The sequence below is a fragment of the Rhizobium sp. SL86 genome (assembly GCF_026672545.1).
In the GTDB taxonomy this organism is placed as follows: Bacteria; Pseudomonadota; Alphaproteobacteria; order Rhizobiales; family Rhizobiaceae; genus Neorhizobium.
In genome coordinates this window covers 19,186-33,708 of the sequence record NZ_JAPPRJ010000008.1, presented here as the reverse complement: position 1 = coordinate 33,708, position 14,523 = coordinate 19,186, and the positions used below count along the sequence as shown (strand labels likewise).

32 protein-coding genes are annotated in these 14,523 nt (G+C 62.7%); all 32 read left to right on the top strand.

Annotation, left to right across the window (positions count from 1 at the left end):
* Positions 1-3 precede the first annotated feature (3 nt).
* The 32 genes from OU993_RS20955 to OU993_RS20800 all read left to right on the top strand — a co-directional run bounded on the left by OU993_RS20955 (position 4) and on the right by OU993_RS20800 (position 14,519).
* Positions 4-156: a hypothetical protein gene (locus OU993_RS20955; RefSeq protein ID WP_268160726.1), complete on the top strand. Its 153-nt coding sequence runs from the start codon at positions 4-6 to the stop codon at positions 154-156.
* Positions 153-524: a hypothetical protein gene (locus OU993_RS20950; RefSeq protein WP_268160723.1), complete on the top strand. Its 372-nt coding sequence runs from the start codon at positions 153-155 to the stop codon at positions 522-524. The genes OU993_RS20955 and OU993_RS20950 overlap by 4 nt, the downstream gene beginning before the upstream one ends.
* On the top strand, positions 525-1,370 hold the full coding sequence (locus tag OU993_RS20945) for a ParB N-terminal domain-containing protein (protein ID WP_268160721.1): 846 nt from the start codon (positions 525-527) through the stop codon (positions 1,368-1,370).
* Positions 1,367-1,831 (top strand): hypothetical protein, encoded by a 465-nt coding sequence (locus OU993_RS20940; protein ID WP_268160718.1) that lies wholly within the window; start codon positions 1,367-1,369, stop codon positions 1,829-1,831. Before OU993_RS20945 ends, OU993_RS20940 begins: the two co-directional genes overlap by 4 nt.
* On the top strand, positions 1,828-2,085 hold the full coding sequence (locus OU993_RS20935; RefSeq protein ID WP_268160715.1) for a DNA-binding domain-containing protein: 258 nt from the start codon (positions 1,828-1,830) through the stop codon (positions 2,083-2,085). Before OU993_RS20940 ends, OU993_RS20935 begins: the two co-directional genes overlap by 4 nt.
* Positions 2,082-2,282: a hypothetical protein gene (locus OU993_RS20930; RefSeq protein WP_268160712.1), complete on the top strand. Its 201-nt coding sequence runs from the start codon at positions 2,082-2,084 to the stop codon at positions 2,280-2,282. Before OU993_RS20935 ends, OU993_RS20930 begins: the two co-directional genes overlap by 4 nt.
* On the top strand, positions 2,279-4,237 hold the full coding sequence (locus tag OU993_RS20925) for a transposase domain-containing protein (protein ID WP_268160711.1): 1,959 nt from the start codon (positions 2,279-2,281) through the stop codon (positions 4,235-4,237). Before OU993_RS20930 ends, OU993_RS20925 begins: the two co-directional genes overlap by 4 nt.
* Positions 4,238-4,355: 118 nt before the next feature.
* Positions 4,356-5,381 (top strand): AAA family ATPase, encoded by a 1,026-nt coding sequence (locus OU993_RS20920; RefSeq protein WP_268160709.1) that lies wholly within the window; start codon positions 4,356-4,358, stop codon positions 5,379-5,381.
* Positions 5,378-5,665 carry a hypothetical protein gene (locus tag OU993_RS20915; RefSeq protein ID WP_268160707.1) on the top strand — a complete coding sequence of 96 codons (288 nt, stop codon included), beginning with the start codon at positions 5,378-5,380 and terminating at the stop codon, positions 5,663-5,665. Before OU993_RS20920 ends, OU993_RS20915 begins: the two co-directional genes overlap by 4 nt.
* Positions 5,662-5,973 (top strand): hypothetical protein, encoded by a 312-nt coding sequence (locus OU993_RS20910; protein ID WP_268160705.1) that lies wholly within the window; start codon positions 5,662-5,664, stop codon positions 5,971-5,973. Before OU993_RS20915 ends, OU993_RS20910 begins: the two co-directional genes overlap by 4 nt.
* Complete coding sequence (locus OU993_RS20905; RefSeq protein ID WP_268160704.1) at positions 5,970-6,254, top strand: hypothetical protein; 285 nt, start codon at positions 5,970-5,972, stop codon at positions 6,252-6,254. Before OU993_RS20910 ends, OU993_RS20905 begins: the two co-directional genes overlap by 4 nt.
* A gap of 4 nt (positions 6,255-6,258) precedes the next feature.
* Positions 6,259-6,915, top strand: a complete 657-nt coding sequence (locus OU993_RS20900) for a DUF3164 family protein (protein WP_268160702.1) — start codon at positions 6,259-6,261, stop codon at positions 6,913-6,915.
* Positions 6,916-6,926: 11 nt separating this feature from the next.
* On the top strand, positions 6,927-7,241 hold the full coding sequence (locus tag OU993_RS20895) for a hypothetical protein (RefSeq protein WP_268160700.1): 315 nt from the start codon (positions 6,927-6,929) through the stop codon (positions 7,239-7,241).
* Positions 7,238-8,434, top strand: coding sequence for a hypothetical protein (locus tag OU993_RS20890; RefSeq protein ID WP_268160697.1), 1,197 nt, complete (start codon positions 7,238-7,240; stop codon positions 8,432-8,434). Before OU993_RS20895 ends, OU993_RS20890 begins: the two co-directional genes overlap by 4 nt.
* Entirely contained in the window at positions 8,427-8,828 is a 402-nt protein-coding gene (locus tag OU993_RS20885) for a hypothetical protein (protein WP_268160695.1), read from the top strand. Before OU993_RS20890 ends, OU993_RS20885 begins: the two co-directional genes overlap by 8 nt.
* Entirely contained in the window at positions 8,825-9,079 is a 255-nt protein-coding gene (locus tag OU993_RS20880; RefSeq protein WP_268160692.1) for a hypothetical protein, read from the top strand. Before OU993_RS20885 ends, OU993_RS20880 begins: the two co-directional genes overlap by 4 nt.
* 71 nt (positions 9,080-9,150) lie before the next feature.
* Positions 9,151-9,510, top strand: a complete 360-nt coding sequence (locus OU993_RS20875; protein WP_268161267.1) for a hypothetical protein — start codon at positions 9,151-9,153, stop codon at positions 9,508-9,510.
* 10 nt (positions 9,511-9,520) lie between these two features.
* On the top strand, positions 9,521-9,772 hold the full coding sequence (locus tag OU993_RS20870; RefSeq protein WP_268160690.1) for a hypothetical protein: 252 nt from the start codon (positions 9,521-9,523) through the stop codon (positions 9,770-9,772).
* Positions 9,769-9,966, top strand: a complete 198-nt coding sequence (locus tag OU993_RS20865) for a hypothetical protein (protein ID WP_268160687.1) — start codon at positions 9,769-9,771, stop codon at positions 9,964-9,966. Before OU993_RS20870 ends, OU993_RS20865 begins: the two co-directional genes overlap by 4 nt.
* Positions 9,963-10,208 (top strand): hypothetical protein, encoded by a 246-nt coding sequence (locus OU993_RS20860; protein WP_268160684.1) that lies wholly within the window; start codon positions 9,963-9,965, stop codon positions 10,206-10,208. Before OU993_RS20865 ends, OU993_RS20860 begins: the two co-directional genes overlap by 4 nt.
* The gene (locus OU993_RS20855; protein ID WP_268160681.1) at positions 10,205-10,477 is read left to right on the top strand and encodes a hypothetical protein; all 273 of its coding nucleotides are present in this window, start codon (positions 10,205-10,207) and stop codon (positions 10,475-10,477) included. The genes OU993_RS20860 and OU993_RS20855 overlap by 4 nt, the downstream gene beginning before the upstream one ends.
* A complete protein-coding gene (locus OU993_RS20850; RefSeq protein ID WP_268160679.1) occupies positions 10,474-11,115 on the top strand; it encodes a gp16 family protein in 642 nt (213 codons plus the stop codon). The genes OU993_RS20855 and OU993_RS20850 overlap by 4 nt, the downstream gene beginning before the upstream one ends.
* Positions 11,115-11,411, top strand: a complete 297-nt coding sequence (locus OU993_RS20845; RefSeq protein WP_268160676.1) for a hypothetical protein — start codon at positions 11,115-11,117, stop codon at positions 11,409-11,411. Before OU993_RS20850 ends, OU993_RS20845 begins: the two co-directional genes overlap by 1 nt.
* Complete coding sequence (locus OU993_RS20840; protein WP_268160674.1) at positions 11,408-11,650, top strand: hypothetical protein; 243 nt, start codon at positions 11,408-11,410, stop codon at positions 11,648-11,650. Before OU993_RS20845 ends, OU993_RS20840 begins: the two co-directional genes overlap by 4 nt.
* A gap of 1 nt (position 11,651) precedes the next feature.
* Complete coding sequence (locus OU993_RS20835) at positions 11,652-11,846, top strand: hypothetical protein (protein WP_268160670.1); 195 nt, start codon at positions 11,652-11,654, stop codon at positions 11,844-11,846.
* The gene (locus tag OU993_RS20830) at positions 11,843-12,232 is read left to right on the top strand and encodes a hypothetical protein (protein ID WP_268160668.1); all 390 of its coding nucleotides are present in this window, start codon (positions 11,843-11,845) and stop codon (positions 12,230-12,232) included. Before OU993_RS20835 ends, OU993_RS20830 begins: the two co-directional genes overlap by 4 nt.
* 78 nt (positions 12,233-12,310) lie before the next feature.
* Positions 12,311-13,015: a peptidoglycan recognition protein family protein gene (locus OU993_RS20825; protein ID WP_268160666.1), complete on the top strand. Its 705-nt coding sequence runs from the start codon at positions 12,311-12,313 to the stop codon at positions 13,013-13,015.
* A gap of 118 nt (positions 13,016-13,133) precedes the next feature.
* Positions 13,134-13,427, top strand: a complete 294-nt coding sequence (locus OU993_RS20820; RefSeq protein WP_268160663.1) for an NAD(P)+ transhydrogenase beta chain — start codon at positions 13,134-13,136, stop codon at positions 13,425-13,427.
* Complete coding sequence (locus OU993_RS20815; RefSeq protein WP_268160660.1) at positions 13,424-13,789, top strand: hypothetical protein; 366 nt, start codon at positions 13,424-13,426, stop codon at positions 13,787-13,789. The genes OU993_RS20820 and OU993_RS20815 overlap by 4 nt, the downstream gene beginning before the upstream one ends.
* 13 nt (positions 13,790-13,802) lie before the next feature.
* Entirely contained in the window at positions 13,803-13,991 is a 189-nt protein-coding gene (locus OU993_RS20810; protein ID WP_268160659.1) for a hypothetical protein, read from the top strand.
* The gene (locus OU993_RS20805) at positions 13,981-14,196 is read left to right on the top strand and encodes a TraR/DksA C4-type zinc finger protein (protein WP_268160657.1); all 216 of its coding nucleotides are present in this window, start codon (positions 13,981-13,983) and stop codon (positions 14,194-14,196) included. The genes OU993_RS20810 and OU993_RS20805 overlap by 11 nt, the downstream gene beginning before the upstream one ends.
* Positions 14,193-14,519, top strand: coding sequence for a DUF2730 family protein (locus OU993_RS20800; protein ID WP_268160655.1), 327 nt, complete (start codon positions 14,193-14,195; stop codon positions 14,517-14,519). The genes OU993_RS20805 and OU993_RS20800 overlap by 4 nt, the downstream gene beginning before the upstream one ends.
* Positions 14,520-14,523: the final 4 nt, after the last annotated feature.

Genomic DNA, 14,523 nt, shown 5'->3' with positions numbered 1-14,523 from the left:
CCAATGGCGAAACGCACGGCCAAAATCGACGTCGTGCCATTTGTGCCGTCTGCCTCCCCGGTCTGCCGCCTGGCCGAAACGGCACTGCTCTTTTCCGGTGCTCTTGCCGGTTTCGCGGCCGCGCTGCTGACGCTCATCCAGCAGGTGGCGTCATGACGAACCCCTACAGCGAAGACGAGCGCCTGGGCGCGATGATCAACGCCACGTTCCGGGCGGTGCGGGCGCATTTCAACCATCTCCCGATGCGCGATATCATCGATCCACCGCGCGACATGTTCGATGCGAAGCTTGCCCGGCAGATCGTGATTGCGATCCTGAACTCGGAATTCACCGTGCCGCGCCGCCGGCTGGTGGCGCTGCTCGGCGTTGCCCGCTGGTCGGTGATGCAGGCGAACCGCGTGGTGCGCTGCCGCCGCGACGAAGGTTGTTTCGACCGGGCCTATGAGCGGATGGCCATGCGTGCCCACGAGATCTTCATGGCGTCGATGCTGGAAGCAGCTGCGGCCCAGGCGGAGGCGGCTTAAATGGCGACGTTCAAGAGTGTTCCGATTGCCTCGATCCTGGTTGGCGAACGCGCCCGCCCGATCGACGAGGATCATGCCGCCGCGATTGCCGCCTCCATGATGGATCGCGGCTTGATTAACCCGATCACCGTGCGTTCGACGCCCGCCGCCAATGGTGGCAAGACCCCGCTGACCCTGGTGGCCGGTGGCCACCGGTTGCGCGGTGCGCAGCTGAATGGCTGGGAAGAGATCGATGTCATCGTCGTTTCCGCCGACGCCGTCGAGGCGCAACTCATTGAGCTTTCCGAAAACATCTATCGCAACGAGTTGAACCCGCTCGATCGAGCACTTTTCGTGCTGAAATTCCGCGAGATCTACGAGGAGAAGTTCGGCAAGATCGATCGCACGCGGAACCTCAAGATCGGCAACAAGCTCCCGAAGTCCAACGATTGTACTTCGATATTCGCGCCTGGCCGGGAGCTGTCCGAGCAGGTTCAGGAACGGCTCGGTTTTGGCAGGGCCACATATTTTAATGTGACCAAGATCGGCCAAAAGCTCACCCCTGCCCTTCGCACGGCAGTGCGCGGCACGCCTGCCGAGAATGACCAGAAAGCATTGCTGAAACTCGCCAAACTGCCAGCCGACGATCAGGCCCGCGTGGCGGCGGGCTTACGCGAGGGCGCGGATCTCAAAACTATCTGGGGCTGGCTGAAGCCGAAGGCCGCGCCGGATGCCGCCATCCTGCAGGACGAGATCTTCCGCAAGATGGTGGCGCTAGTCGAGAAAGCCGACGACGACACCCTTGCCCGCATCGTCGAGCATATCGGCGAAAAGCGTGACCTCGGCTTCCTGGAGGCCGCACAATGAAGCGCGATCCGTCACAGCTTGATTTCTTCCAGGTTCCGGTGTTCGAAGCGCGCTCCGCCGTCGAGCGCATCGATCTCGACCGGTTCCGCGCCCGCCTGAAGCGCGACATGGCGCGGGCCATTCGCGAATGCCCCTATGACAGGCCGGTGATTGCGGCGCGCATGGCGCAATATCTCGGCCTTGCCAGCGTCTCCAAGGGTGCGCTCGACGCCTACACAGCCGAGAGCAAGACAGGCCACGACGTGAGCCTTGTCCGGTTCAAGGCTTTTGTCCGCGCCACCGGTGCGGTCTGGCTTTGGGACAGTGTCGTTTCCGAAGATGGCCTGACCCTGTTGCAGGGCGACGAGCCACGGCTTGCGGAGATTGCCCGCCTGCAACAGGAGCAAAAGGCGCTCTCCGACCACATTCGCCTTCTGAAGGCGCGTCCGGTCTCGGTTCGTCCGAGGGGAGAGCGGTCATGATCGCACAACGAGCAGAGTGCCATCCCGAAGCGTGGAAAGCGCTTCTTCTGGATTACCTTCGGCTTGAGGCTCCGAGCTTTTCCTCTTGCTACCGCCGCCTGTTGAGATTGGCAGACATAAATGACTGGTCGCCAATTCCGCCGGAACGCTCACTCCGTCGACGCCTCAATCAGGAACTGCCCATGGTGGCGCAGTTGCAGGCGCGCGTAGCGGGAGCCCGCATCCTCCGTCGCCCGAGGGGAGAGCGGTCATGAAGGTCTCGCTTGCCAGCCAGATCGCCGCGATCGACGCCATCACATCGGGCAAGTTTCCGATCGTGGCGTCCAGCAATCCGCAGCGGGCGTTGCTGATCGACCAGCTGCAGGCGGTGGCGCTGACACTTCGCCTGGTGCAGCGGCACGAAGCGGAGATCCGTGCCGTGATCGAGGCGAAGAAGGGAAGCCGCCCATGAAAGAGTGGTTTTCCGTCAAGGATCTCGTCGAGGCGAAGCTGCCGGGTCTGCCAGTCGATGCTCCCAACCTTTCCCACTTTGCCATCAAAAACGGATGGCGATCCGACGAAAGGCGTTTTCGTAAAGTGACCGGCGCAAACGGCGGCATTCTTTACGAGTACCACATTGCGCTGCTGCCCGATGCCGCGCGGCAGAAGCTGGCCTTCATGATGGAGGCTCAAACCCCGAAAACGGACCGTTCGAAGGGGCTTTGGGAGGTCTTTGAGCGCCTAACGACGGCGCAAAAGGCCGAATGCGAGCGCCGCCTGACCGTGCTTGTTACCGTCGAGACGATGATCCGCGACGGCGCCACATCCGCCCAGGCCATGGCGGAGATCCGCAGGCGCTACGGCGTTGCCCGATCGACCTATCACGAATGGCGCGGCCTGACCGAAGGTCATGCGCGGCAGGACTGGATTGCAGCGCTGGCGCCCTCGACCTCGAAGAAGGCGCTCGGCGTGGTGACCGAGACGGCAGACGTGCACCCGATGGCCTGGGACGTGCTGGTCTCCGATTTCCTACGGCCCGAAGGTTCGGCATTTTCGGCCTGCTATCGTCGGATGAAGGCGGTGGCGGAAGCGAATGGCTGGGCGCCGATCCCGCACGAACGGACCCTGCGCCGGCACATGAGCGTAAAGATCCCGAAGGCGGTGCAGATTATGGCCCGCAAGGGCAAGGAGGAGGCCCGCAAGCTCATCCCGGCCCAGCAACGCAGCGTCGCGCATCTGCATGCCATGCAGTACGTCAACACCGATGGTCACAAGCTCGACCTGCATGTCCAGTTTGAAGACGGACGGCAGGGACGCCTCTATCTGGTCGGCACACAGTGCCTCTACTCCCGCAAGATCCTGTCCTGGGTGCTGACCGAGGCGGAGACCTGGGAGGCGGTGCGCACCGTCATCGGCAACATGGTCGAGCAGTACGGCATCCCCGAACGGCTCTACATGGACAACGGCAAGGCCTTCGCCAGCAAGAAGATTTCTGGCGGTGCCAAATCCCGCCACCGTTTCAAGATCACGGAGGATGAAGTCGCCGGCCTTCTGAAGACGCTCGGCATCGACGGGCGCTTCGTGAAACCGCGTCGGGGCCAGTCGAAGCCGATCGAGCGGGCCTGGGGCGATCTGGCGGAAAACATCTCCAAACATCCCGCCATGGCCGGCGCCTATACCGGGCGCAGCACCCAGCACAAGCCGGAGAATTACAATCAACGCGCCATTCCGGTGGCGGAACTGGAAGCGCATGTGGCCGCCCAGGTGGCGGAACACAATGCCCGCACCGGCCGCAAGACGGAGACCGCCAAGGGCCGCAGCTTCGACCAGGTGTTTGAGGCGAGCATGGAGACCCACGGCCAGTTCGTGCGCTTTGCCAGCCCTGCCCAGCGTTCGCTCTGGATGCTGGCAGCGGAGAAGGTCACGGCCCGCAAGCCGGACGGCGCCATCCACCTGTTTGGCAACCGCTACCACGCGCCGTTCCTCACCCAATGGATCGGGCGCAAGGTCGCCGCCCGCTTCGATCCGGCCGATCTGCATGGCGCCATCAAGGTCTACGATCCGGAAGGACGTTTCCTCGGCGAGGCCGATTGCATCGCCAAGGTCGGCTTCGATTGCCAGGCCGCAGCCCGTGAACGGGCCCGCGCCGAGAGCGACGGCAAGCGTGCGCAGATGGCCCAGAAGATGGCCGCAAAACGTCTCACGGATCTCGATCTCAAGGATCTGATGGCCAAGGCCGAGAAGATGAAGCCCGCCAAGCCGCCGAAGGGGCCGACCGTGACACGGCTGGTCACGCGATCGGCTGCCCTGCCGAAGATCGAGCCGTCTGAGACGGAGGAGGCGGAAAGCTTCGACGACAAGTTCAATGCCGGCATCGAACGCCTGATGGGCGATGCCGACATCATCCTGTTCCCCAACCGGGAATAGCCCGAAGCGTGTTTCTGCTCGGGCTCATCAGGGGCCGATTTGTAGTGCGTACGGTTCCCCAAAAAAGAAAGGCAGGCCCGAAAGCCTGCCAAAACATAAGAACCAAGGAACCTTCTAAATGAAAACTCCGATCAACACAACCGGCGCCTGGACCATACCGCAGCCCAGCACCGAGTTCATGGTCAAGCACCTGCCGGTGGAAGTGGACCGCTGGCGCAAGCTGCTCGGCTCCGTCATCGAACTTTCGAAGCTGAACGGCTGGTCGAAGGCGGAGGTGCGGCGCCGCGCCGGCATGGCGGAAGCCACCTTCAGCCAATGGACGACCGGCAACTATGCCGGGGTGCTGTCGAACCTCAACGACCAGATCAGCGCCTGGCTGGACAATCTGGAAGAAAGCACGCGGATTGCCGCCACGCTGCCGGTCTCTCCCCGTTACCTCAAAACACCCACTGGCGAGGATGTGATCAAGACGCTGCTCTTTGCCCAGATCAGCGCCGGCATGGTGATGGTGACCCTGCCTTCCGGCGCCGGCAAGACGACGGCGGCCAAGCATTTCCGCGATTACCGGCCGCATGTCTTCATGGTGACGGCGAGCCCGCACACCAAGACGATCCACGGCATCCTCGTCGATGTCGCCGAGGAGCTGCAGGTGACCGAGCACAACCCGACCCGACTTGTGCGCACGATCGGCCGCAAGCTGCAGCGGATCGGCGAAGGCTCGCTCCTCATCGTCGATGAGGCGCAAAACCTGGTACCGGACGCGATCAACCAGCTGCGGCACTTCGTTGACATCAACAATTGCGGTCTGGCGCTGCTCGGCAACGAGGACACCGCCACCTCCTTTTTTCTCGATCGCAGCAAATCCGTCATGAGCCGTGCCCAGGTCGCCACCCGTTTCGACCGGCGTCTGAAGCGGGAGAACAACCCGCAGCTTGGCGCGGAAATGCTGATCTCCGCCTGGGGGATTTCGGACGAGGACTGCGTCAAGTTCCTCAAGGTCATTGCCCAGAAGCCGGGCGCGCTGCGCAATATCGACCGGACCATCAAGGCGGCATTGATTTCCGGCCTGTCCAGCGGCGAGGACATCACGCTCGGCTTGCTGCGCGATGCCTGGAAGAACCGTGACCTGGGAGACATCGCATGACGCTCAGTCTCGCCACGGAACTGGAGGCCATCGCCTCCGACTTCAAAAGCCGCAATGCGGACGTGCCCGTCGAGGAGATCCATCAGACAAGTGCCTTGATCAGCGCGATCGCTGTGAGCGTGCAAAAGGCGGAGCGTGAGCTGTCGATCTTCCGCGACATCTTCGAGGACGCGAAACGAAAGGGCCTCATGGAGGAGGCCGCCACCAACCACCTCGAAGACATGATTGCCGATGCCAAGGGCAAGATCCTGCGGCCCGACTTTTCGAAGGGAGGCCGGTCATGACGGATCTGAAAATCTCCCAGTACACCAAGACGATCGCTGATCTGTTCGCGCCGCACCAGAAGAGCGGGTGCCGGATGAATGCCGATCAGGTGCAGTCCCTGGTTAAGGCCCTCAACACCATCCGCGCGCTCGGCATCGAGCTGGAAGAGGACAACCGGCTGCTGGAACAGCGGTTGGCTTTCCTGAAGCCACGGCGGACAGCGCCGGTTCTTGATGGCCGGACGGGCGAGATCGTGCCCTTCCAGCGTAGGGCCGCGCGCCGGACCGTCATCGTCAATCCCGACCCTTCCGGAGGTGACGCAGCATGAATGACGATCTGATTGTGCTCGCCGAAGTCCGCATCCCGCTCGACCGGATCGTCAATGCGGTCACGCCGGAAATCCATCAGGCGCTGATCAAGAAGGCGGCTCCACGTCTCAAAATGCGGCCGACCAATGCGGCCCTCAAAAACTCTCTCGAGCGCGTCGTCTCCGCGCTCGATCACCTGGAACGCGTCAAACACACCGTCGGCGAACCGGCCGCCCATGAGGCACTCATGAGTGCCATCAAGGGCGTGCGCAAAGCCTACATCCTGGACAAGAAGGATTGATCCCATGGAAGCCGTGATCATCGAACAGACCGACCGCACCGATGGCGTCATCGTCATCAACGGTCGCCAATACATTCCGGACGCCAAGGGCAGCCTGGTGCCGCTGGAAATGGTGAAGCCGCAGCACAAGCTGGAAGACGAGACCGTGCGCAAGATCATGGCATTCGCGCTCGATCTCAACCAGCAGATCGCCCGGTTCCGGGATCACACGATGGTGGATCTCGGCACCTTCGACGCCCTGCTCGCCCAGGAATACGGCGCCAAGATCGGCGGCGCGAAAGGGAACCGCACCTATCAGACCTTCGACGGCCTGATGAAGGTGCAGGTGCAGGTGGCCGAGCTGATCGATTTCGGGCCGGAGCTGCAGATTGCCAAGAAGCTGGTGGACGAATGCCTGAACGAATGGTCGGCCGACAGCCGGCCGGAGATCCAGGCGCTCGTTTCCGATGCCTTCGACACAGACAAGGAAGGCAAGATCAACCGGGCAAAGATCTTCATGCTGCTGCGCCACTCGATCGAGGACGAGCGGTGGGTGCGGGCCATGGATGCCATCCGCGATGCGATGCGGGTGACCGGCTCGAAGGAATATGTGCGGTTCTACACCCGCGAAAAGCCGGACGGCCAGTGGCAGGCCGTCACCATCGATCTCGCCAAGGCCTGAGGGAGGGAGAGATGGAAACATATCCTGACAAGCTGGTCGAGGCCGTCGCCATCGCGCTCTTCGATTACGAGGAGACGCTGACGCTCCAGACAATCGAGAAGATGGACGCCGAGGGGCGCCGGGACTTTGGCGACAACATCGGCCGCGAGCGCGACACCTGGGCCAATCCCGACAATGCCCACTGCCATGACGGCTACCGCCGCCGGGCAACGGCGGCGCTGGATGCGGTGCAAACCTTTGGCGTCGAGCTGCACTACCCGCTCCCCGGACGGCCACAGCACAAGGGGCGTGAACTCCAGACCGACCGGAAGGCAGGTGCGGTATGAGGGACGAGATCGCACGCTCCGAGTGGGCAACGCTGACCAAACTCGCGGACAAGGTGACCGAGGAGCCCTTGGCTGCGGAAGGCCATCACTTCATTGACGGCATGTATTGCGACCTCACGCAGTGCAGCCATGGAGACACGGGCTATTACCGCAACAAGACGGATGGCAAAGCGATTGCCATTTTGTGGAACCTCTGGAAAGCCGACAAGCTCGGCCTGTCGGCGCAGCTGCCGGTAGGCACGGCATCCCTTCAGTCCGTGAAACCGCTGCAGTGGATCGTTCGCGGGAAATCATCCGTTGGCCCTGCCGTCTACGCGGGCGCATTTGGGATCACCCGTTTTTACAGCATCAGTGGGACGGAAGGGGACTGGACGCTGTCCTATCCGGGCGCGGATTGCATGATGCATATCGATGGCATCAAAACCCAACACGCCGCACGTGAAGCCGCCCAAGCTGACTACACCAAAAGGGCTTATGAGGCCTTCCGCGCTGGACCGTCGTTTCAAACGAAGCAGGCCCTGGATTGGACTGGCTTCAAGGGTATCCAGCGCAACAAGGAATGGCTGCCGAACGACCAGGACCTGATCCACACCGCCATGAACGTCTACGATGGTGAAGGCGATATGGACGACGATGCGCGAGAGCAGATCATCGAGCGGCTGCTGTTCGCCTGGCAGAATGCCGAACTGGCGGCGGCGACATCGCATAGTGAGGGAGGCCAGGGCTATTTCCAAGTTACCCCGGCCTCGTTGCCGTCCGGATTGCAGAGCCAAGAGCCGGAACCCTCGCGTGTTGAGTACGCGGAAACTCCCGATCCAGCAACTAATTTGGCCGTACTCACCATCAGCGCGGCAGAGGCACGCGCGCTGCTTCACGGCATGCCGGATCATGATTTTTCGGTAGCATTGACCCGCATAGCCAATTGGCTGGCGGATTATGACGAAATGCCAACGCCTCCCGGTAACCAGATCCGGACAGCGGAGTGCGATGGCAAGGATGCCGTGCCGGTTACCGGGCAGCTGCCGGTAGGCACGGCATCCCCTGGTTTCGAACAGTTCGCGGAGTATTTCGTCAAGAACTACCCCGGCCCTGATACAGTCATCTTCGATCCGAAATGGCACGCGCCGAAAATCTACCGCGCGGCATTGGCCGCGTATCTGGCCGCCGCTACGGAGGGCTCGGACAATGGCTGACCTGCTGGAGCTGCTTAAGAAACTTGAAACCTTGGAAGCTCCCAGCGCCGAGATTGATAAGGAAATTGCCCTTTGTTTCGGTCAGTTGACCGCCGGCGGAATAGTTATCTGCGGCGGATATCTCGGCATCGCGGACTTCACCCGAGACATGCAATGCGCAGTCCGTTTGTGCGCAGATGCTTTGCCTGGGTGGTATTGGCGGTGTGGTTGCACGCCTCTGTTCCCCAATGGCTGGGCTCACGTCTCTCGGCACCATGCCGACCATTGCGACCGCGCAGATGAGGCGTCTTCTGCTGACGGCAAGGCCGCCAATCCCGCGATTGCGCTTTGCATCGCAGTCGTTAAGGCGCGGATCGCCAACCCATCACCGCAACCGAGGGAGACGGCCCCATGACCGCCCTCCTCACCTCTCGCATCAAGACACTGGTGGCGCAGTCGCGCTGCCCGGCCTGCGGGGCCCAAATCGTCAGCGGCGGTGGCGGGATCGCCTTCGCCATTTCCACTTTTGAATGCGGTGCGGAGTTCGTGATCGCCAACGAGGAGATCGCGGTGTCGCGGGCCTGTCCCTCGGCCAGCCATGTTGCCGCGCGTCATCTCAACCAGGAGGCGGCGGCATCGCTCGCCAAGGCAGGTCCGATATGCTGAATGCGACTGCGACCATCATCCTGTTTTCGGGCGCCGTGCTTCTGGCGCTGGCGCTGATCCTGCGGGGCTTCATGCTCTCGCGCATCGTGCCGCTCTTGTCCGGCGCTGCCGTGCTGGTGCTGGCGCTGCTGGTGGCCAGCGTGGCGCTGGCGCACCAGGCGGCGGCCGGCTGGGAATACGACGCCTATTGCTGCAACGGCAACAGCCACACCGGCGATTGCCAGATGATCCGCACCGACCGGGTGCGCATCACGGCGGAGGGTTATGAGATCGAGCTTAGACCGGGCGATCACCGCCTGGTCACCGTGCATCATCGCCATGTGGTGCCGATTGCCGAGGCGCGCCGGAGCCGGGACGAGTTCTATCACCTCTGCCTCTATCCGGATGAATACACGCTTCGGTGCTTCTATGCGCCCGACATGGCCTATTGAGGAGCGGGCGATGAAGATCCATCCCGATCTCCCGATCGCAGACGGCATCTGCTTTGACGATACGCTGGGGATGGACGCCCGCTCCGTCAACGCGCTCGCAGCCTGCGGCGTTGTCTTTCTCACCTCGTTCCGGGCGGATGACGGCCGGATCTATGACGGCGTGATCATCGCCGCACACCTGGATGCCGCCCAGGCCGTCGCTGATCGACGCGGACTTGACGAGACGGTGCTTGGGCCGCTGGCCGTGGCAGGTGTGGCATGAGCCAGGACCAGACCCGCTTCGACACCATCCTGAACGCCCTGGTCGAGGAATTTTCCGGCGATGGCTGCGAGATCCTGACGGCCGAGGGCGAGCTTTACGCCCGCATCGTGGTCGAGGAGCCGGACCGCTCGACCGTGATGATGGATCTCAACCTCAACACGCTGGCCCGCCAGATCGACAGGAGGATGAAATGACAGATACGGAATTGCTGGAGCGCCAGCGGCTCGCTCTTGTCGCAGCCAGCCAGGCGAGCAACGCGCTGGCGGATCTCCTTCGATTTTCGACCGAGGGGCCGACCCTTTCTGGCTTCACCTTCGACGAGGACGTTGTCGAGCTCCTGCTCGATGCCGCGAAGATCTCGATCATGGTGACAAAGGATCCACAAGACGCGGAGATCCTCGTCGCCATCAACGCGCGGCTGGAGGGATGGGCATGAGCATCATCTACCTCAACCAGCGCCATGATCGCTTAAAAGATTACTCGGCCGTCGTGAAAGGCGGCAAGAGTGTGGTGACGATCAAGATCGAATGCGCGGAGCCCGGTTCGCTCGGCTTTCTGCTCGAATGTTTGGCGGAGATCCAGCGCGAGCAAGTGGCGGCTGAGAAAGCCGCCAAGGAAGCGGCCCGGAAGCCGAAGCGGGAAACACGCCTCGCCTTGCCCGCACCGCTGCTGCGCATTGCCGACATGCGGGAGGATGACCTATGACCTCCTCGACCGCCGCCATCCATGTCGCGAAGAAACAGCTCGGCCTGGACGATGACACCTATCGCGCCAAGCTGGCCAAGATCACCGGCAAATCCTCGACCAAGGCGATGACCGAGGCCGAGCGCCAGGCCGTGCTGACGGTGCTGCGCAACGAGGGCTTCGAGCCGTCTTCGAAGCCCTCTCAAAAAGGGCTCCAGGGCAAGTTTGCCAAGAAGCTGCAGGCGCTCTGGATCGCCGGCTACAATCTCGGCGTCATCCGCGATCGCACCGATGCGGCGCTGCTCACCTTCATCAAGCGCCAGACCGGTCTCGATCATTCCCGGTTTTTGCACCACGCCGATGACGCGCGTGCCGCGATCGAGGCGCTGAAGGGCTGGCTGAAGCGCGAGGCCGGCGTGATGTACGGCAACAGCAACGGCTACGACTGGCTGGTCAGCGATGGCGCGAAGATCGCCTGGGCGCAGTGGAAGATCCTGCATCCGGAGGCAACGCTGATGGTGCGGAAGGGCTTCGACCAGGCTGTCGAAAACTGCCTTGGCGGCAAGGTCATCTATCTGGCCGAGGTGAAGGCCTCGGAATGGCAGACGGTGATGAACGAGCTGGGCAAACAGGTGCGCGCCCGGAAGGCAGGTGCGTGATGGCCGATCGTCTCTCCTGCTGTGTCCCGTACTGCCGGTGCACCACGAAGCGCCATCGTGGCGAGTGGATCTGCGGCAAGCACTGGCGCCTGGTACCGCGCAAACTGCGGTCTGATTACGCGGCCGCCAAGCGGATCGCGCGCCGGCTGATCGCCCGCAAGCCGGCCTATCGGGAATGGTGGACCTATCCGGGCGGATCGTCCGATCGGCTCGCGGCCGTCGCAATGTGGCGGCGGCTCGATCGTCTGTGGGACCGCTGCAAAGTGGCGGCAATCGAAGGAGCGGCAGGCATATGACACACCCACATCAAGTCACCGACAAGGCCATCCTCCGCTTCATGCAGCTGGTGCACGGGTTCGATGCCGAAGAGATCCGCGCCCAGATTGCGGCTCTGGCAGAGCGCGGCATTCGCGAAGGCGCCACCGGCATCATCGCCGAGGGCGTGAAGCTCGTGGTGTCGGACGGACGCGTCGTCAATGTCGTCCATCGTCACACGCCATCTTGCTACCGCGATTACGGCGCGGCGGAGGACTGACATGGCCATCCAGCTGCCGCTCTTCGATCGCTCCGAACTGGACAAGATCAGGAAGGAACGCCGCGAGCTGCAGCTGAAACTGGCGCGAGGCGGGGTCGATGCCCGCACGCGCATCCACCGGGAGGATCTGCTGAGACGGCTCACCGCCCAGCAGATCGAAATCGAGCTTCGGCTCGGCAGCGGACCGAAACGATGACGAAGTACGAGACAGCCGATCTCACACAGGACCTGCTCGACGTTCTCGGCGAGGACGGCTTCTTTGAGCTGGTGGAAGCGCATGCCGGCGTGCGGATCTACGTGCCCGCTGATATTTCCCGCTCTGATCTGCCTTCGACCATTGGCGAGGATCTTGCCGCCCGTCTTTGCAAGAAGTATTCAGGTGCGTATATACGTGTTCCGTTGGCCCGTGAGTTCCGCGCTCGCCGTTATGTCGAGGCCGATCTCAGCGTCCGGGATATCGCCAAACGTCTCGGCCTGACCGAAACCGGCGTGGACAAGCTGCTGAAGCGCACGCGCAAACGGGAGCCGGTCAGGCGCCCCAGCCGAAAAGACACCCGGCAGATGGATCTCTTCCAGGAATGACCGCCGTGGCGGGCATGACCTCGCCGGATCAAAGCATGCATTTTCGCTCCAGATCGTCCCCCGCTCTGGAGCTTTTTCATGCGCCCCGTCAACGAAATCATCGTGCATTGCACCGCCACGCCGGAAGGGCGGACGGTCGCCGTCGCCGAAATCGACGCCTGGCACCGGGCGCGCGGCTGGTCCGGGTGCGGTTATCACCGCATCATCGGTTTGCTCGGGGAGCGCTGGCAGGGGCGCGCACTGGACAAGATCGGCGCCCATTGCGAGGGCCATAACAGCGCGACGATCGGCATCGTCTATGTCGGCGGCCTGACCCGCGACGGCCGCGACGCCAAGGACACCCGCACGACGGCACAGCGCATCGCACTCCACGAGGAGTTAATCGACCTGCGGGATCGCTTCAACATCCAGAAGGTCTCCGGCCATAACGAATATGCCAACAAGGCTTGTCCCTGTTTCGATGCCTCGGCCGAATACGACCATCTCTTCGAGGGCCGGTCGAAGGGCTTCACGCCTGTTCTGGATCGCGTTTTGCGGCGCGGTCACGTCGGCAATGATGTTGCCGTCTGGATCGACCGTCTGATGGACTGGCGCAAGGTGACGGGATCGACCGTCATCCTGCGAGCTGGTTCCGTGTTCGATCAGGCTGTCGAAATGGAAACGCTGGCATTCCAGCGGGCGCGCGGCATCGTCATTGACGGCAAGGCCGGCCCGCAGACCTACAGCGAAATGGAGCGGGCACTGCTCGGCCAGAAGCCGTTCCAGGCGATGGAGGCGGCGTGATGGAAACCGGCTTCGTCGAAAAGCTGTTGATCTTCGTGGCTCTAATGGTGACGTTTCAGACCGGGATCATCACAGGCGCCTTGGCTTATGTCGTTCTCGGTCTGGTGGGGGCGCTGTGATGCAGAAGCCGTCTTATTCCACCTCGAAACAAATGCTCTGGATCTCGCTGGCCATGGCTTGGGCGGTCATGCTGACGCTGACCCTCGGCGCGGCATTGAACGGGCAGGCCGTCGAGTTCGGCACTATCGCCGTGCCGTCCATGGTCGGCTTGATCGTTGCCATGCTCGGCATCCATCGTGGTTTCGGCTCGCTCGACTTTAGAGCGGCCCGCGACGTTGCGCCTGAAGCGGTTTCGCCCCCTCCCTACCATGCCCGCGACAAGCCGAACGCAGGCCCGGGAGAAAACCCATGATCGCGGCGTGGCTTTCGAAGGCGGCCACGCCGCTGATTGTTGCGGGCCTGGTGCTGCTTGCCGCCGCGCTGATCGGCTGGGCCACGCTTGCCACCGTCAAGAGCCTGGTCGGCGATGCCCGCGCCTCGGCCATCTCCGAGCGGGATACACATTGGTCGGCCGAGATCGCAAAATCGGAAGCCGCGACGCAGAAGCTGATCGCGGATCGCCTCAAGGAAACCATGGCCGCCCAGGAGGCGGCGCGTGCCCATGTCGCCTCGGTCGAGGCGCAGCTTGCCCAGTTGGAGACAGACAATGCGGCTTTGCCGAATGATGGCGCCTGTGGCCTTGGCCGCGATCGTGTGCGCCTGCTCACCCGTTGAGCGGGAGCCGATCGTGCGCACAGTGATCGTGACGCCGGAGATCCCGGCCGAGGCGAAGCTCAGATGCGCCGATCCGGTCATTCTGCCGGATCGCGATCTGAGCGGTAGTGAGACAGTCAGCTTCTGGGGCCGCGATCGTGCGGCTCTGCGCATCTGCGAAACCCGCCGTTCCGCTGCCGTGGGGGCCGCCCATGTACAGTGATTTTGATCGCGAACTCGGCGAGATGCGTGTCGAACAGGAGCGCCAGGCGCGCATCGATGCCGCTCGCGCCGAACTGAAGAAGGCGGGCCGCGAGAGTTGCGAGTGCGGCGCCACGATTTCACCGGCGCGTCGTCGCGTCTACCCATCCGCGATACGATGCCTGGAATGCCAGGAGATCGTTGAGAAGGAAGCCTACCTGAAATGACCCCTTCCGAAATCTCGCAGTATCTCGGCCTGGCACTCGCGATCATCGCGCTGCTCGGTCACGCCAAGGGCTATTTCTCCTCCGGCGAAAAGACGCTGACGGCCCGCATGGATCAGTCTGAGAAGAAGCTGGTCGAACACGATCGGCGCATCCAGGCCGTCGAAGGTGACATGAAGCACCTGCCGAACAAGGACACGGTCAACAAGCTGCAGGTCGATATGACGGACCTCAAGGGCCAGATCGCCCTGATTGCAAAGTCGTCGGACGCGACAGAACGCGCCACGCGGCGCGTCGAAGAATTCCTGCTGAAACACGGCAATTGAGGGT

Bases quoted from the DNA above. Each gene is read 5' to 3' on its own strand.
- OU993_RS20890 (WP_268160697.1), top strand. From the start codon at position 7,238: ATGAGGGACGAGATCGCACGCTCCGAGTGGGCAACGCTGACCAAACTC.
- OU993_RS20935 (WP_268160715.1), top strand. From the start codon at position 1,828: ATGATCGCACAACGAGCAGAGTGCCATCCCGAAGCGTGGAAAGCGCTT.
- OU993_RS20910 (WP_268160705.1), top strand. From the start codon at position 5,662: ATGACGGATCTGAAAATCTCCCAGTACACCAAGACGATCGCTGATCTG.
- OU993_RS20865 (WP_268160687.1), top strand. From the start codon at position 9,769: ATGAGCCAGGACCAGACCCGCTTCGACACCATCCTGAACGCCCTGGTC.
- OU993_RS20820 (WP_268160663.1), top strand. From the start codon at position 13,134: ATGCAGAAGCCGTCTTATTCCACCTCGAAACAAATGCTCTGGATCTCG.
- OU993_RS20895 (WP_268160700.1), top strand. From the start codon at position 6,927: ATGGAAACATATCCTGACAAGCTGGTCGAGGCCGTCGCCATCGCGCTC.
- OU993_RS20815 (WP_268160660.1), top strand. From the start codon at position 13,424: ATGATCGCGGCGTGGCTTTCGAAGGCGGCCACGCCGCTGATTGTTGCG.
- OU993_RS20880 (WP_268160692.1), top strand. From the start codon at position 8,825: ATGACCGCCCTCCTCACCTCTCGCATCAAGACACTGGTGGCGCAGTCG.
- OU993_RS20900 (WP_268160702.1), top strand. From the start codon at position 6,259: ATGGAAGCCGTGATCATCGAACAGACCGACCGCACCGATGGCGTCATC.
- OU993_RS20830 (WP_268160668.1), top strand. From the start codon at position 11,843: ATGACGAAGTACGAGACAGCCGATCTCACACAGGACCTGCTCGACGTT.
- OU993_RS20950 (WP_268160723.1), top strand. From the start codon at position 153: ATGACGAACCCCTACAGCGAAGACGAGCGCCTGGGCGCGATGATCAAC.
- OU993_RS20855 (WP_268160681.1), top strand. From the start codon at position 10,205: ATGAGCATCATCTACCTCAACCAGCGCCATGATCGCTTAAAAGATTAC.
- OU993_RS20825 (WP_268160666.1), top strand. From the start codon at position 12,311: ATGCGCCCCGTCAACGAAATCATCGTGCATTGCACCGCCACGCCGGAA.
- OU993_RS20955 (WP_268160726.1), top strand. From the start codon at position 4: ATGGCGAAACGCACGGCCAAAATCGACGTCGTGCCATTTGTGCCGTCT.
- OU993_RS20930 (WP_268160712.1), top strand. From the start codon at position 2,082: ATGAAGGTCTCGCTTGCCAGCCAGATCGCCGCGATCGACGCCATCACA.
- OU993_RS20945 (WP_268160721.1), top strand. From the start codon at position 525: ATGGCGACGTTCAAGAGTGTTCCGATTGCCTCGATCCTGGTTGGCGAA.
- OU993_RS20845 (WP_268160676.1), top strand. From the start codon at position 11,115: ATGGCCGATCGTCTCTCCTGCTGTGTCCCGTACTGCCGGTGCACCACG.
- OU993_RS20885 (WP_268160695.1), top strand. From the start codon at position 8,427: ATGGCTGACCTGCTGGAGCTGCTTAAGAAACTTGAAACCTTGGAAGCT.
- OU993_RS20920 (WP_268160709.1), top strand. From the start codon at position 4,356: ATGAAAACTCCGATCAACACAACCGGCGCCTGGACCATACCGCAGCCC.
- OU993_RS20805 (WP_268160657.1), top strand. From the start codon at position 13,981: ATGTACAGTGATTTTGATCGCGAACTCGGCGAGATGCGTGTCGAACAG.
- OU993_RS20840 (WP_268160674.1), top strand. From the start codon at position 11,408: ATGACACACCCACATCAAGTCACCGACAAGGCCATCCTCCGCTTCATG.
- OU993_RS20905 (WP_268160704.1), top strand. From the start codon at position 5,970: ATGAATGACGATCTGATTGTGCTCGCCGAAGTCCGCATCCCGCTCGAC.
- OU993_RS20850 (WP_268160679.1), top strand. From the start codon at position 10,474: ATGACCTCCTCGACCGCCGCCATCCATGTCGCGAAGAAACAGCTCGGC.
- OU993_RS20915 (WP_268160707.1), top strand. From the start codon at position 5,378: ATGACGCTCAGTCTCGCCACGGAACTGGAGGCCATCGCCTCCGACTTC.
- OU993_RS20800 (WP_268160655.1), top strand. From the start codon at position 14,193: ATGACCCCTTCCGAAATCTCGCAGTATCTCGGCCTGGCACTCGCGATC.
- OU993_RS20860 (WP_268160684.1), top strand. From the start codon at position 9,963: ATGACAGATACGGAATTGCTGGAGCGCCAGCGGCTCGCTCTTGTCGCA.
- OU993_RS20925 (WP_268160711.1), top strand. From the start codon at position 2,279: ATGAAAGAGTGGTTTTCCGTCAAGGATCTCGTCGAGGCGAAGCTGCCG.
- OU993_RS20835 (WP_268160670.1), top strand. From the start codon at position 11,652: ATGGCCATCCAGCTGCCGCTCTTCGATCGCTCCGAACTGGACAAGATC.
- OU993_RS20875 (WP_268161267.1), top strand. From the start codon at position 9,151: ATGCTCTCGCGCATCGTGCCGCTCTTGTCCGGCGCTGCCGTGCTGGTG.
- OU993_RS20940 (WP_268160718.1), top strand. From the start codon at position 1,367: ATGAAGCGCGATCCGTCACAGCTTGATTTCTTCCAGGTTCCGGTGTTC.
- OU993_RS20870 (WP_268160690.1), top strand. From the start codon at position 9,521: ATGAAGATCCATCCCGATCTCCCGATCGCAGACGGCATCTGCTTTGAC.